This is a genomic window from Deinococcus sp. (assembly GCF_018260555.1).
Lineage (GTDB): Bacteria > Deinococcota > Deinococci > Deinococcales > Deinococcaceae > Deinococcus.
Genome location: NZ_JAGLBB010000068.1, coordinates 1 through 13,857, shown reverse-complemented (window position 1 = coordinate 13,857; position 13,857 = coordinate 1). Strand labels below are relative to the sequence as shown.

The 13,857-nt window shown below is 68.4% G+C and carries 11 protein-coding genes and 1 pseudogene; 5 read left to right on the top strand and 7 right to left on the bottom strand.

Going from position 1 to position 13,857, the window contains the following annotated elements:
• Positions 1-612: 612 nt before the first annotated feature.
• The gene (locus QZ271_RS12060; protein ID WP_291431803.1) at positions 613-1,101 is read left to right on the top strand and encodes a hypothetical protein; all 489 of its coding nucleotides are present in this window, start codon (positions 613-615) and stop codon (positions 1,099-1,101) included.
• Between the two features lie 45 nt (positions 1,102-1,146).
• Here QZ271_RS12060 and QZ271_RS12055 read toward each other — a convergent pair whose 3' ends face one another.
• Positions 1,147-1,659, bottom strand: a complete 513-nt coding sequence (locus QZ271_RS12055; protein WP_291431801.1) for a PaaI family thioesterase — start codon at positions 1,657-1,659, stop codon at positions 1,147-1,149.
• Positions 1,660-1,688: 29 nt separating this feature from the next.
• Between QZ271_RS12055 and hemW the strand changes: the two genes are divergently transcribed.
• On the top strand, positions 1,689-2,891 hold the full coding sequence (hemW, locus tag QZ271_RS12050; protein WP_291431799.1) for a radical SAM family heme chaperone HemW: 1,203 nt from the start codon (positions 1,689-1,691) through the stop codon (positions 2,889-2,891).
• An 18-nt stretch (positions 2,892-2,909) separates the two neighbouring features.
• On the opposite strand, the gene QZ271_RS12045 is transcribed toward hemW, so the two are convergent.
• Both QZ271_RS12045 and QZ271_RS12040 read right to left on the bottom strand, forming a co-directional pair.
• Positions 2,910-3,926 (bottom strand): S66 peptidase family protein, encoded by a 1,017-nt coding sequence (locus tag QZ271_RS12045; RefSeq protein WP_291431797.1) that lies wholly within the window; start codon positions 3,924-3,926, stop codon positions 2,910-2,912.
• A gap of 185 nt (positions 3,927-4,111) precedes the next feature.
• Positions 4,112-5,053 (bottom strand): carbon-nitrogen hydrolase family protein, encoded by a 942-nt coding sequence (locus QZ271_RS12040; RefSeq protein ID WP_291431795.1) that lies wholly within the window; start codon positions 5,051-5,053, stop codon positions 4,112-4,114.
• 96 nt (positions 5,054-5,149) lie between these two features.
• On the opposite strand from QZ271_RS12040, the gene QZ271_RS12035 reads away from it, so the two are divergent.
• Positions 5,150-5,737, top strand: a complete 588-nt coding sequence (locus tag QZ271_RS12035; RefSeq protein WP_291431793.1) for a 5-formyltetrahydrofolate cyclo-ligase — start codon at positions 5,150-5,152, stop codon at positions 5,735-5,737.
• Positions 5,738-5,754: 17 nt separating this feature from the next.
• Positions 5,755-6,318 (top strand): DinB family protein, encoded by a 564-nt coding sequence (locus QZ271_RS12030; protein WP_291431792.1) that lies wholly within the window; start codon positions 5,755-5,757, stop codon positions 6,316-6,318.
• A 487-nt stretch (positions 6,319-6,805) separates the two neighbouring features.
• Here the strand turns inward: QZ271_RS12030 and dnaE are convergent, their stop codons facing one another.
• Positions 6,806-10,798 carry a DNA polymerase III subunit alpha gene (dnaE, locus tag QZ271_RS12025; RefSeq protein ID WP_291431790.1) on the bottom strand — a complete coding sequence of 1,331 codons (3,993 nt, stop codon included), beginning with the start codon at positions 10,796-10,798 and terminating at the stop codon, positions 6,806-6,808.
• Positions 10,799-10,830: 32 nt separating this feature from the next.
• Entirely contained in the window at positions 10,831-11,220 is a 390-nt protein-coding gene (locus QZ271_RS12020) for a hypothetical protein (protein ID WP_291431788.1), read from the bottom strand.
• Positions 11,221-11,362: 142 nt separating this feature from the next.
• Between QZ271_RS12020 and QZ271_RS12015 the strand changes: the two genes are divergently transcribed.
• Positions 11,363-11,506, top strand: a complete 144-nt coding sequence (locus QZ271_RS12015) for a hypothetical protein (protein WP_291431786.1) — start codon at positions 11,363-11,365, stop codon at positions 11,504-11,506.
• Positions 11,507-11,554: 48 nt separating this feature from the next.
• Here QZ271_RS12015 and QZ271_RS12010 read toward each other — a convergent pair whose 3' ends face one another.
• Both QZ271_RS12010 and QZ271_RS12005 read right to left on the bottom strand, forming a co-directional pair.
• On the bottom strand, positions 11,555-13,381 hold the full coding sequence (locus QZ271_RS12010; protein ID WP_291431784.1) for an ABC transporter ATP-binding protein: 1,827 nt from the start codon (positions 13,379-13,381) through the stop codon (positions 11,555-11,557).
• Between the two features lie 80 nt (positions 13,382-13,461).
• Positions 13,462-13,857, bottom strand: a pseudogene (locus QZ271_RS12005) (hypothetical protein); the annotation flags it as partial.

Sequence of the window (13,857 nt, the reverse complement as noted above, 5' to 3'; positions counted from 1 at the left end):
AGGAGCTATATCTCGACGCTGGGCAAGCAGGGTCTGAACAGCTGGCATGGACTGGTCAGCGTGTTCACGGGGGATATGCTCATGCCCAATTTCTCTGTCTGATCGTCCCCTGCTGAGCAGTTACGTACCTTGAAGCTCACATGGCGAGATTCCGGGAAAGCACCGGAACCTCTCCATTCCCGCTCCAACGTCCTTTCTTCTGCTCCGCGCTCCGCGCGGTTTATCGACAAGATCAACGCAGTGTCCTTAACCCCACGGACGCCGCGGCGGCCACCTGACAGGCCCCTGTCAGAGCGGCGCTACATCCTGAAAGCACATGCGAATCCCCATGCATCGGAGCATCCGGCAGGCGAAAGTCGAGTGGCGCGTCAAATACGGCACCCGCCGCAACGGAGGCCGCACCGGCAGAATCAGCGTCAGGATTCCCAAACCCCACCGACGCGGGTCGTGACTACCCCGCGTGGGCGCTTTCCGGACCGATACGGCTTGCGTTCCAGTCCGCTCAGGGGCGTCTGATGTTCCTTCTCGGGTCCGCTCGGAGCGGAGGGTTCTTGCACGCCAGTCAACCGGAGTCCGTAGGAGGGGCGCCGCGCGCCCGCTATGCTGGGCGTCATGCAACACACCCGCACCTGGTCTGACGTGTATGGCAGTGCCCTCGCCCTGTTCGAGGGTCGCGCGGGGGGGCACGCGTGGCTGGTCGCGGCTCCCCCCTCTCTGGCGGCCGGACTGGCCGAGGAACTGGCGGGCGTGGACGGCAAGGGCCGCGTGACGCTGGTCGTGCATGACGGCCTGACGCCGCTGCTCGCGGCGCTGCGCGAGGCGGACCCGCGCGGCGTGATCGTGGTAGCGCCCTCGGCCCTGTCGAGTGGCCCGTCCATCAGTGTCCCGGAGCGCGTGGTGAACGACGCGGGCGGCGTGGAGTACCGCGAGGGCGGCGAGTTTCCCGCCTGGACGGGCGCGGACGGCGCGGACGGCCCGGCGGGCGAGTGCGGGGCGGCGTCGGCGGCGGCGCACTCGGGCGCGGCCGTGGTCGTGGTCAGCCCGGAGAACGTGGGCGGCGCCCTGAGCGCCTGGATGGACCGCACGCCGCACGGCCGCTGAAGGCCAACCACCTCACTTCAGCGGCCGGACTTGCGCTGCTGGGCTTCAGCGCAGGATCAGGCAGGTGGTCGTGGCGTGCGCGTACAGTTTGCCGGTGTCGTCCACGATGCGTCCCTCGGCGATGGCGGTCTGGCGGGTGGTCGTGATGACCTGCCCGGTGGCCTGCACTTCCGGGCCGCCGGCGATCAGGGGGCGCACGCAGTTGAATTTCAGTTCCAGCGTGGTGTAGCCCACCCCGGCGGGCAGCGTAGTGTGAATGGCGCAGGCCAGCGCGGAGTCAAGCAGCGTGGCGAACACGCCGCCGTGCACGCTGCCGATGGGGTTGTAGTGGAATTCCTGGGGTTTCAGGCGGAACACGGCGCGGCCTTCCGTGAAATCCTCCTCGCGCGGGGGTTCCATGCCGAGCGTCACGCCGATGGGTGAGGGGGGCAGGTCGCCCCGGGCGATGGCGCGCAGGAATTCCAGGCCGCTGAGGGTGCGCAGGGCGGCCAGGGCAGGGGCGGTGTCTGCCCAGGTGTAGGTGCGCTGGCGGTCGTTCGTGAGGGGCGTATCGGTCATGCAGCGAGGATACGCGTAGACTGCCGCGCGTGAGTGCCGACCCCGCCGCCCAGCCCAGCCCAGGTCCGGACGTGGTGCGGCACCTGTACGTGCACGTGCCGTTCTGCCCGACCATCTGCCCGTACTGTGATTTTCATGTACTGACGCGCCGCGCGGGGCTGGTGGAACGCTACCTGGAGCGGCTGGAGGCCGAGGCGGCGGCGCTGGCCGCAACCTACCGCGTAGAGCTGGACACGGTGTACCTGGGGGGCGGGACGCCCAGTTTCCTGCGCGACGCGGAACTGGAGGCGCTGGTGGGCAGCGTGCGCCGTCACCTGGGCTGGGGCCGCCTGGAGAACACGCTGGAGGTGAACCCCGGGACGGTCACGCCGGAGCGCTCGGCGCACTGGCAGGCGCTGGGCTTTGACCGGGCCAGCGTGGGCGTGCAGAGCCTGGACGACGCGACCCTGACCTTCCTGGGCCGCCAGCATGACGCGCAGCAGGCGCGCGAGGCGGTCAGGACCCTGATCGGCACGGGCCTGCGGGTCAGTGGGGACCTGATCACGGCCGTGCCGGGGCAACCGCTGGAAAGTGACATTCAGGGCCTGCTGGACCTGGGTGTGGGGCACGTGAGCGCCTACACGCTGACCATCGAGCCCGGCACGGAATTTGCGCGCCGGGGCGTGACGGTCGAGGAGGAGGACGAGCGGCGCGGCTTCGAGCAGACCGAGGCCCTGCTGAGCGCGCGCGGCCTGACCCGCTACGAGATCAGCAATTACGCCCGCCCCGGCCAGGAATCCCGGCATAACCTCGCGTACTGGCAGGGCCGCACGTACCTGGGCCTGGGACCGGGCGCGGCCGGGCATTACCCGGCGCTGGACGAACGGCAGCGAACGGGGGGCATCCTGACAGTGCGCCGCACGAATCCGCACCTGCACGAGTGGCTGACCGGCGAGGCGGGCACGGCGGAATCCATCGACGCGCCGGAGTTCGTGACGGACGCGCTGTTCATGGGCCTGCGCCTGCGTGCGGGCGTGAACCTGGGTAGCCTGTCGCGCCGCAGTGGCCTGGACGTGGCGGGGGTGTACGCCGCGCCCATCGAAGCGAACGTGGCGCGCGGCCTGCTGGCCCTGGACGGCGAGCAGTTGCGTGCCACTCCCGAGGGCTGGTGGGTTCTGAACCGCGTGATCACGGACTTCCTGGAGGTCGAGGTGCCCCGCCAGGACACACCCGGTTCGGGCAGCCCAGGCTGAGGCCGGGCCGGGGGCGGGTCAGGGCCAGACGGTCACGCGGCCCGCACGGGGGTCCAGTCGGGCGGGCGCGCCCAGCGGCAGCGTGAGTTGCGGACTGGTATGCCCGAAATCCACGTTCGCCACGACCGGCAGGTCCGCGCGCCCCGCCTCGGCCAGCACGCGGCGCACCCAGCTGTGCAGATCGGCGACCATCGCGGGCGTGTAGGAGCGGGGGCGGGCCAGGATCAGCCCGGCGGCGCCCGCCAGGATGCCCTGCGCGGCGTAGTTGCGCAGCCAGTACCCCACCTGATGCGGGGGCGGCACGTCGTTGCTGGTTTCCAGCGCCAGGACCGCGCCGCGCCACAGGGCCGGTTCCGGCCAGCCGGGCGTGCCGTTCAGCATGTCCAGCACCTCCAGGCAGCCGCCCAGCAGGTGCCCCTGCACGGGCGCGTCGCCCTGAAGCCACACCCAGCCGTCGCCGGGAAGGAAGTAACGCCGGACCTCCTGCGCGGCCTCGTCGGCCCAGTCGGAGCCGCCCTGCGTCCACTCGGGGGCAGCCTCCAGATCGAAGGGCGCGGGCGGGTCCACGAGTGCGCGCCGCAACCCCTGCACCGTGAAGGGGTGCATGCCGCCGTTCTCGGCCAGGTCGGTCAGCAGCGCCGGGCCGTGGTACGCCATGACGCCCGCCCGCAGGAACTGCGTGAGGGTCACGGTGGAATCACTGAAGCCCAGCAGCGCCTTGGGGTGCGCGCGGATCAGCTCCGGGCGCAGGTGCGGCAGCAGGCGCACGCTGTCGTCCCCGCCGATGATGCTCACCATGCCGTGTATGCCCGGCGACTGAAGCGCCCAGTGCAGGTCGTCCGCGCGGGCCTGCGGGTTCGCCGCCAGGAAGTCCGGGCCGCGCAGCGCGTTCGGGGCGGGCACGACCTCCCACCCGAATTCCCGCGCCACCTGACGCACCCCGGCGCGGTAGCGGTTCATGACCTCCGTGACAAACCCGCTCGACAGGCTCAGCGCCGCCACCCGTGACCCCGGCCCCAGGCGCGGCGGAGACACGAAGGCGCGCGGAACGGAGGGAGGCCACCAGGGACGCCGGATCGGGAACGGTCATGCCGGGCAGCCTACCGCCACGTGCGCGCGGGCCGCCTGCGCCGGGTGGCTTATACGGACTTCGCTCGGACTGATTCGGGACTGAAGCGAATCAATCGGAATCCGTATGACTGCCCCAGGCACCGGAACGGTCACGCGGGTTCCGGCGCTCCGCCCAGCGTGACGACCCCGGCAGGCACGGCGCGGCTCACACCGACGTGGCGGTCGCGCCAGTTCAGCACCTGACCGTCCGCGCGCACATGGCGGATCAGGCGCAGGTCCAGGTCCGTGACCAGCCAGCCGGGCTCGTTCCAGCCGAGCTGCGCCACGATGCCGTCCTCGGGCAGTCCGTTGTCGGACGGGGCGTAGATGCTGGCCGCGCCGTGCGCGTCCTCGACGGCGTACGTCCAGGGGGCGTGCGCGAGCAGCGGGGCGTGCAGGGCGTACACCTGGTTTTCGAGTGCGCGGGCCATGCTGCCCACCCGCACGCGCGTGAACCCGGCGCGGCTGCCCGTGAAGGACGGCACGACCAGCAGTTCCGCGCCCGCCTCGGCCTGCGCGCACGCCAGGCCCGGAAACTCGCTGTCGTAGCAGATCGCCACGCCAAAACGCAGCGTGCCGCCGGGCAGCGGCAGGTCGAACACCTGCACGCCCTCGCCCGGCGCGACGTGCCACTCCTCGGCCTCGAAACGGGTCATGAGCAGTTTGTCCTGATGGCCCTGCGTGCCGTCCGGGCCGAACACGAACGCCCGGTTCACGAACGCCCCCGCGTGCGCGACCGGGTAACTCCCGGCCACGATGCCCACGCCGTACTCGCGGGCCAGCCGCGCGTGCAGCGCCACGAACGCCGGCACGAAGGCCTGGAGCGCCGGGCGCATCCCGATCACGTCATGGTGAAGCCCTGCGGGCAGCAGGCCGACCAGTTCCAGCGGCGCGTACTCCGGGAACACCAGCAGCTCCGCGCCCCGCCCCGCCGCGTCCGCCACCCAGCGCGACAGTTTGGACTCGAAGGCCGCCCAGTCCGCCAGGAAGTCCACCGGGTACGCCGCTGCCGCCACCCGTACCCGCCCCGCGCCGCCCACATGCCCTGTCATGCGCCCGAGTGTATCCGCCCCCACCTGCCGGGCACCGCCGCCAGATGACCTATCTGCCACCCGCAATCTGCCATCTGCCTCTGCTAGCGTGCGGGCATGACGGTCACGGCGGGCGCGCTGCGCGAACAGGTGTGGGACGACCTGCTGGCCCGCCGCGCCTGCGCGTACCCGCTGCCGCCGCACGGGCACTGCCCGAACTTCACGCACGCGAAGAAGGCCGCCGCGCACCTGCTCGCGCACCCGGACGTGACTGCCCTGCACACCCTGATCGTCGGGCCGGAGCGGGCGCTGCTGCCCCTGCGGCAACAGGCGCTGAAGGCCGGGAAGACGCTATTCGTGCCGCACCAGAAGAAAGAAGGCTGGTACTGGCGCGTGACCGACCCGGCCGGTGCGAAACTCAGCGCCCTGAGCGACTACGGCGAGGAGAGCCTGACCCCGGTGGGCGCGCAGGCCGCCGTACTCGCCTGCGTCGCCGCCGACCACCACGGCGCGCGGCTCGGCAAGGGCTTCGGCTGGGGCGCGCGCGGCCTGCACCTGAACCTGCCGGAATTCACGCTGGCGCACCCGCTGATGCTGCGGCCCACCCTCCCCTGTCCCGCCGACTCGCACGTCAGCCTGATTGGCACGCCCGACCGCGTCATGACGCCCCCCGCGCACCCGCCCGGCGGAACGAACACGCCCTGAACCGCGTACCATGCGGCATGAGCAAGAAGACCACCCCCACCTACGTGCCCGCCCTCGTCACGGTCGCTACGGTCGGCGTGGCCGCCGGGGCCGCCTACGTGGCCCGCACCCGCAAGAAAGAAGTCACGAAACTCGTCGTGAACCGCGTACTGGAACGCCCCGCCGGTCGGAGCAGCTACAGCGACCTGGCGCAGAGCCTCGAACGGGCCGGGACGTTCCTGACCGGCCGGGCCGCGCGGGCCGCTGACACGCACGCCAACCGCGAAGTCCTGGCGCACATCATCGGCATTGAACGCTGGGGGCAGCAGCGCCTGAACGCCGCGCTCGGCGCAGCGGCCGACCAGACCGACACCTACCACCCCTACCGCCCCCCGCAGAACACCACCCTGAACGAATTGCAGGCCTTGATCACCAGCACCCGCGCGGGCACTGTCGATCTGACCCGCCGACTGGGCCACAACCCCCCCGAGGACACCCTGACCGTCAACCACAACGGCCTGGGCCCCATGACCACCAAGGCGTGGCTCCGCTACCTGACCCAGCACGCCGACCTCGAAAGCCGCAAACTGCGCGGCAATTGATATGGACTGCGCGTAAAAGGGCTGCAATACGGACTGCGGCTCCATACCGCCCAGTCCGTACATTGTTCTCACTCGCGTCCGCTCGGATTGATTCAGAACGACACCGAATCAATCGGAATCTGTATAAGGACCCTGCAATCCGAGCGGAGCGAATGGGAGCCGAAGCGGGTTGAGTGCGTGGAGCCGGCAACCCGGTGATGTTCCGGACCTGTCAGTGAATCAAACGGAATCCGTAGAATTAAGGACCCTGCGTTTATCTTGTAGATAAACCGCGCGGAGCGCGGAGCAGAAGGAAAGTACGTTGGAGCGGGAATGGAGAGGTTCCGGTGCTTTCCCGGCATGGCGCCATGTGAGCTTCAAGGTACTTAGGCGGAGTTGATCCTTGGCTCAACCGAACGGTTCCAGCTGAGTGGACTCGGAGAGCCGCAGCACAGAGCGAGTGAGCCTCCTGCTTAAGGGCAGGTGCCCCCGCAGGGGTCGCCCGCGACTACGCCCGCATGCCTCCACCTGGTTGTTTGTTCATCCAGGCAGGGGGTTTTGGGGCGAAGCGGCCGAGGATGGTCTGCTGGTCGTAGGCGAGGTAGGCGTCGGCCCAGGGGAAGGTCTGGTTGAGGACGCGGATGGCCTCGGGGCTGCCCATGCCGTGGTCGAGTTGGTACAGGACGAACTGTTCGGGGGTTTCCAGGCGGAGGTAGGTGGGCATGTTGCCGGCGTGTTCGTCGAGAACGCTCTGGAATTCGCCGATGGCGTTGGGGCTGGCGGTCTCCAGGTCGATGGTGACGTACATGACCTTGGGGACCTCGGCGAGTTGTTCGGTGCTGACGAGTTCCTCGGCGATGGCGCGCAGGCCGCCGTCCTCGCTTTCCAGTTCGACGATGACCAGGGCGGGGGTGTCGTTCACGAGTTTGTCCTGGATGCGGTCGTAGGCGCGGGAGAAGGCGACGAGTTCAGTCTGGCCGCTTTCGTCGGCGAGGATGAAGCGGGCCATCATGCTACCCGATTTGGTGGGTTTCTTGACGACGCTCTCGATCATGCCGGCCAGGACGGCCTTGATGCGTTTGCCGCTCTGGACGTTCTGCGTCTGGAACCAAGTGTCCAGGTCACTGATTCGGCAGCTGGCGGCTTCGCGCAGGCCTTCGTGCTGTTCGAGGGGGTGGCCGCTGATGTACAGGCCCAGGGCGTCTTTCTCGATGCTGAGGCGTTCCAGGTCGGTGTAGGGGGGGATGCCGGTGCGCAGCGGGCGTTCCTTCTTGACCTCTTCCAGGCCGAACATCATGCTCATGCCGGTCTGGGCTTTGGCGTTGATGTCGGCGGTCCCGGCGGCGTCTTCGAGGGCGTCTTCGAGGCTGTGCATGAGCTGGTTGCGTTCCCCGAACTGATCGAAGGCGCCGCTCTTGATCAGGCTTTCCAGGGCTTTGCGGTTGCAGACCTTGTGGCCCAGGCGGGAGCAGAAGTCCGCGAGGGACGCGTAGCGCCCGGCGCGTTCGCGTTCCTCCAGGATTTTCAGCACGGCGCCCTCGCCCAGGCCCTTGATGGCGTACAGGCCGAACAGGATTTCTTCGCCCTGCACGGCGAAGTCGGCGGCCGAGCGGTTGATGTCGGGCGGCAGGACGTGCACGTCCATCTTGCGGGCGTCGCTGATGTACTCGGCGACCTTGTCGCTGTCCTTGCGTTCGACGGTCAGCAGGGCCGCCATGAACTCGACGGGGTAGTTCGCCTTGAGCCACGCGGTCTGGTAGGTGATGACGCCGTACGCGGCGCTGTGGGATTTGTTGAAACCGTAGTTGGCGAACGCGTCGAGCAGGTCGAACAGCTTATTCGCTTCTTCTTTCGGAACGTTGTTGCCCTTGGCTCCTTCCACGAACAGTTCGCGCTGTTTGGCCATCTCGGCGGCGTCTTTCTTCCCCATGGCGCGGCGCAGCAGGTCGGCTCCGCCTAGGGAGAACCCGGCGACCTCGCTGGCGATCTGCATGATCTGTTCCTGGTACACGGGAATGCCGTACGTTTCGGCCAGGATCTTCTCCAGGAATCGGGCGCTGGTCGGGAAGCCGTCACGGACGTAATCCACCTCTTCCAGGCCGTGGTGGCGGCGGACGTAGGTGGGGATGTTCTCCATCGGGCCGGGGCGGTACAGGGCGGACAGGGCGATGATGTCGGCCAGGCGGCGGGGCTTGAGGCGGCGACTGGCGTCGGCGATCCCGGCCCCTTCAAGCTGGAAGACGCCCTTGGTGTCGCCCCGGCTCATCAGGTCGTACGTGATCCTGTCGTCGAAGGGGATGGCGTCGAAGTCGATGTCCACGTTCTTCGATTCGCGCATGATGCGCCGCGCCTCGTCGAGGAAGCTCAGGGTGCGCAGGCCCAGGAAGTCCATCTTGATCAGGCCGATGTCCTCGACGGCTTTCATGTCGTACTGACAGACCATCCCGGCGCCTGACGTGTCGCGCATGACGGGCACGAGGTCCGTGAGTTTGTCGCGGCCGATGACCACGCCCGCCGCGTGCACGCTGGCATGCCGGGTGAGGCCCTCGAGTTTCTGCGCGAACTCGTACGCTTCGAGCAACTGGGCGTCCTCGTTCAGCATCTGGGCAATGTCGGGCACGCTCTCGCGGGCCTGTTCGAGGCTGTAGCTCTTGCCGAACTTGATGGGAATGAGCTTGCTGACCTTATCGACCTTGGCGTACTCCAGACCCATGACGCGCGCCACGTCCTTCAGGCAGGCCTTGCTGGCCATGGTCCCGAAGGTGGCGATCTGCGCGACCCTATCCTCGCCGTACTTGTCCTGCACGTACTGGATGACCTCGACGCGGCGGGCGTCGTTGAAGTCGATGTCGAAGTCCGGCATGGAGATCCGGTCGGGGTTCAAGAAGCGCTCGAACAGCAACTCGAATTCCAGGGGGTCGAGGTTCGTGATACGCATGGCGTACGCCACCAGGGAGCCTGCGCCCGATCCACGCCCCGGCCCGACGCTGATGTCCTGATCCTTGGCCCAGTTGATGTAATCCGCGACGATCAGGAAGTAATCGGGGAAGCCCATGTTGTTGATGACCGACAGTTCGTACTCGGCGCGGCGCAGGATGGTCAGCGCGTGCTGGTGGTGCCCGCGCGTGGTTTCGTGCTGCTCGTCGGGCGTCAGTTCGATGCTGGTGTCGCTGCTGTTCTGGCGGGCGCGTCGGCAGTCCCCGTGCGCGTAGGCGGGCAGCGTGCCCTCTGTGGCTTCTGCTTCCATGCGTTCCAGCGCGGGGTATGGGGTGTACTTCTCCCCGGCGGCCTTGCCGCGCGCTTCCCACTCACTGCCCGCGAAGGCCAGCAGCGTGAACAGCGTTTCCAGATCGCAGGTCTGCGGGTCGCACCCCCCCGCACGCTCCAGCACCCGCGCCGCGTCGCCGCCCAGCGCGACCAGCGTGCGAGCCGCGTAATCACGCAGCAACGCTTGCGTGGCGTGCGCCGGGTAGCGTTTCACGGTCCCCCGGTACGTCTGCACGCGCAGTTCCTCGGCCATGGTCCGGCCCTCCGGGATGGGCAGGGCAGGCATCTGGTACACGCGTTTCTTGCCGACCGGCAGTTCCACGTTGCACAGGTCCGCGATCAGGGCAGTGTTATCAAAGACTTCCTCGCCCCACTCGCCCACGGGCAGCGCGGCCTGCATCTCCGCGAGATCCTTGACGTAGAACTCGTCGCAGGGGAACTTGAAGCGGTTCTCGTCGGCCAGCGTGGCTTTCGTCTGGATGGCCAGCAGCGTCTCGTGCGCGGTCGCGTCGGTCTTCTTGACGTAGTGCCCGTCGTTCGTGGCGACCATCCCGATGCCCAGTTCGTTCGCCCAGGCTTTCAGGATGGGGTTGTTCCTCTTCTGCTCCGGCAGCCCGTGATCCTGAATCTCGATGAAGTAATTCTCGCCGAACAGTTCGCGGTACCACAGCAGGCGCTTCTTGGCGTCGTCCTCGCGGCCCTGGAGGAGGAGTTGCTGCACCTCGCTGCCCAGGCAGCCGGACAGGGCGATCACGCCCGCGTGATGCTCGCGCAGCAGTTCATGATCAATGCGGGGCTTGTAGTAGTACCCCTCCGTGTACCCACGGCTGCTCAGGCGACACAGATTCTGGTAGCCCCCGAAATCACGGGCCAGCAGCGTCAGGTGAAAGATGCCCTTCTCGCCGTCCTGCCCGCGCGTCCGGTCGCGGCGCGTTCCCTCGCCCGGCACCACGTACGCCTCGTACCCGATGATCGGCTTCACGCCCATCCCGGTCGCGTAATTGTAGAAATGCACCGCCCCGTGCATGTTCCCGTGATCCGTCATCGCCAGCGCCGGAGTTTGCCCCTCCGGCGTGACCTCCTTGGCCCACTTGAGCAGGTCCTTCAGTTTCGCCGCGCCATCCAGCAGGCTGTACTGCGTGTGCTGATGCAGGTGCGCAAAGCGCTTGGGCTTGCAGCACGAACCGTCCGGCAGGTGAATGTGAGGCGCGGGGGCGAGGTCGGGGGCGGTCATGAAGCGAGTCTAGGGTGGGGTGGGGCGCCGTGTCAGTGATGGCCGGACTTGACGGCTCCCGGATCACCCACCGGCGCGGCTGACGTGACCTGTCGCAGCCGCACCTCGAACGCCACGTAGAACCCAGCTGCGCTCAGCAGCAGTGCAGCCGTCACCCACAGCGCCACGCGCCGCCAGCGGGCGGCCGTCAGGAAGGGCCACTGGCCGCGCAGCACGAAATGCGCGCTCCACACCAACGTCAGCAGTACCGCACACAGGCAGAACAGGGCGCCCCCCAGTTCCCCGATCACCTGCTCACGCGGAGTCGTCAAACCGGCGCTCAGGCCCGCTGCGACATACGTGCCGAGCCCATACACGGCGGGCACGCCCAGCACACACGTGAGCACAAGGGTCGCCCCGCAGCCGGACGGACGGTTACTCATGAGCGTCAGCCTAGTGATCCTGTTCGCGCGGCGCTGGCGCAGACCTGCTTGACACACCCCTATACGGGTTCCGTTTGTTTCTCTCCCACTCGCATTCGCTCTGATTGAATGGTCCTTACAGCCCATTCAATCAGAGTCCGTATTGCTCGCTCCGCTCCGGTTGAAACGCACCGGCAGCACGGCCCTGGATGTGATCGTGAGCGGCACGCCCCAGTGGCACAAGGAGCGCACCGTGGGGAATGGTGCGGTAACCGCGCCGCTGCGGGAACTGATAGATGACCTGTAAGGTGACTCCGGGGCGCGCCACCGGGACGGGCGGTCAGCAGCGTCAGGGTCAGGCGGGTTCGCGTTCCTGGGTGGCCGGCCCGGTCCCGTACTGCCGGGCCTGTAACTGCCACAGCTCGGCGTACTCGCCGCCGCGCGCGAGGAGTTCGGCGTGCGTACCGTCCTCGATCAGCCGTCCGGCTTTCATGACCAGGATGCGGTCGGCCATCAGGACGCTGCCCAGGCGGTGCGTGACGAGCAGCGTGGTGCGGCCGCGTGCCAGGGTGGCGAAGGTGCTGAACACCTCGGCCTCGCTGCGGGGGTCGAGGGCGGCGGTGGGTTCGTCGAGGATCAGCAGGCGGGCGCGGCGGTACAGGGCGCGGGCGGTGGCGAGTTTCTGCCACTGCCCGCCGGACAGTTCGGTCCCGCCGAACGCCTGCCCGAGGCGGGTGTCCAGCGTGCGGGAGTCGTTCAGGATGCCGCTCAGGCCGCTGCCCTGCACGGCGGCGTTCAGGCGGTCCCCGTCGGGCGTCTGCCCCAGCAGGATGTTCTCGCGCAGCCTCCACTCGAACCGCGCGAAGTCCTGAAAGACGGCCGCAATCCCGGCACGCCATTCGTTCAGGTCCAGGTCACGCAGGTCGGTCTGGGCAGCGCCCGACCCGATCAGGATGCGGCCCGCCGTGGGGTCGTAGTAGCGCAGCAGCAGTTTGACCAGGGTGGTTTTCCCCGCTCCGTTCTCGCCCACGATGGCGACGGTCTGCCCGGCGGGGACGTGCAGGGTCACGTCATTCAGGGCGGGCGGCTGATTCCGGTACGCGAAGCTCAGGTTCTCCAGCGTGATCGTGCCGTCCGTGGGCATGGAGCGGGGCTGCGCAGGGGACTGCACGCCGCTGGGTGCATTCAGGAAAGCGTGCAGTTTCCCGAACCAGCTGAGGTGCCCGGTGGCGGTACTGATCATCTCCGAGAGTTGCCGCAGTTCGCCCTGCAACGCAGCGAGGGCCGTGATGACCAGCGCGACGCTGCCCGCCCCGACCTGCCCGGCCTGGGCCTGCGCGACCACGAACACGAACAGGCCCGCCGTGACCAGCAGGGACAGTGCCTCGAACGGCAGCAGCGCCAGCAGGCCGCGTGTGCGCTGGGCGCGGATCACGTCCTGGTACGCGCGGGTGCGCTGCAGCGCCTCGCGTTGCAGGTGCGGGGCCAGGCCATACAGGCGCACCTCCTTGGCGTACTCGTGCCGGACAGCCACGCGGGACAGGTAGTTGATCTCGCGGGCCTGCGGGGTCCGCTGGATGAACAGGCTCCAGCCCAGGCGGTAGAACGCCATCTGCCTTGAGAGCAGCGGCAGTGTGCCCGCCACGACCAGCAGCGGCACCCACCACCCGATCAGCAGCAGGGTCGCGGCCACACCCAGCGCCGACACCAGCGCCCGCAGCGAGTACACCAGCGTGGACACCAGGTTCAGCGGGCGGTGGCTGGCGCCGGTCTGCAATACCTCGATGTCGTCATGGAACTGCGGGTCTTCCAGCACGTCCAGGCCCTGAAGGGTGGTCATGCGCGCCATCAGGCGCTGGTTGACGTGCAGGGTGTAATGATCGGCGGCGACGCCCTGCATGACCTGCGTAAGGACGGTCGTCAGTTGCGTCAGCAGGGCCGCGCCCGCCCACGCACCGGCCAGGGCCGTCAGGTTCACGCTCTGCCCGGCCAGCAGGCCACTCACGCCGTCCACCGTCCACTTGCCGATCAGGATGGTCACGGCGGGCATCAGGCCCTGCGCGGCCCCCAGGAGCAGCAGTCCGCCTGTCACGAGCGGCTGGCTGCGCCACAGGTCCGGCAGGGTGGCCCACAGCGTGCGGAGCAGTTCGGCGCGGCCCGGTTCAGAGGAGGCAGAGGTCACAGGCTCACGCTAACGGCCGGGCGCGGCTGGCGCATCCGCAATTGCACGTACGGGCCCCGCCATTTACCCGGAGTGCCGGTTCAGTCGCGTTCCAGCCGGGCAACCATCATCTGATCCACGTGCGCGCTCAGTTGCCCGGCAGCGTCGAATTCCGCGCCGATGGCGGCCCGCTGCGGCGGGCTCAGGGCCGCGACCATCTCGCGCAGCGCCTGCACAGTGTCGGGGGTGCTGCCACTCTGCGCGGTCCACCACGCGAAGTCCAGGCGGTAGGGGACCAGCGTGTCTCCGGCCCAGCGCAGGCCCGCCTCGCGCGCCAGGGCCTGCCATGCGGGCACGGTGCGCTGCGCGTGGTGGCTGGGATCACGCCGCCGCTGGTAGGCGTCGATCCAGTCTTGCAGGCTGACCGCCTGACAGAAATTATGAGAAAGCGTCCCCGGTAGGGGACACTTTCTGTTTGTGAAGACCGAAAATGCCAC

Bases quoted from the DNA above. Each gene is read 5' to 3' on its own strand.
- QZ271_RS12060 (WP_291431803.1), top strand. From the start codon at position 613: ATGCAACACACCCGCACCTGGTCTGACGTGTATGGCAGTGCCCTCGCC.
- QZ271_RS12055 (WP_291431801.1), bottom strand. From the start codon at position 1,659: ATGACCGATACGCCCCTCACGAACGACCGCCAGCGCACCTACACCTGG.
- QZ271_RS12040 (WP_291431795.1), bottom strand. From the start codon at position 5,053: ATGACAGGGCATGTGGGCGGCGCGGGGCGGGTACGGGTGGCGGCAGCG.
- QZ271_RS12035 (WP_291431793.1), top strand. From the start codon at position 5,150: ATGACGGTCACGGCGGGCGCGCTGCGCGAACAGGTGTGGGACGACCTG.
- QZ271_RS12030 (WP_291431792.1), top strand. From the start codon at position 5,755: ATGAGCAAGAAGACCACCCCCACCTACGTGCCCGCCCTCGTCACGGTC.
- dnaE (WP_291431790.1), bottom strand. From the start codon at position 10,798: ATGACCGCCCCCGACCTCGCCCCCGCGCCTCACATTCACCTGCCGGAC.
- QZ271_RS12020 (WP_291431788.1), bottom strand. From the start codon at position 11,220: ATGAGTAACCGTCCGTCCGGCTGCGGGGCGACCCTTGTGCTCACGTGT.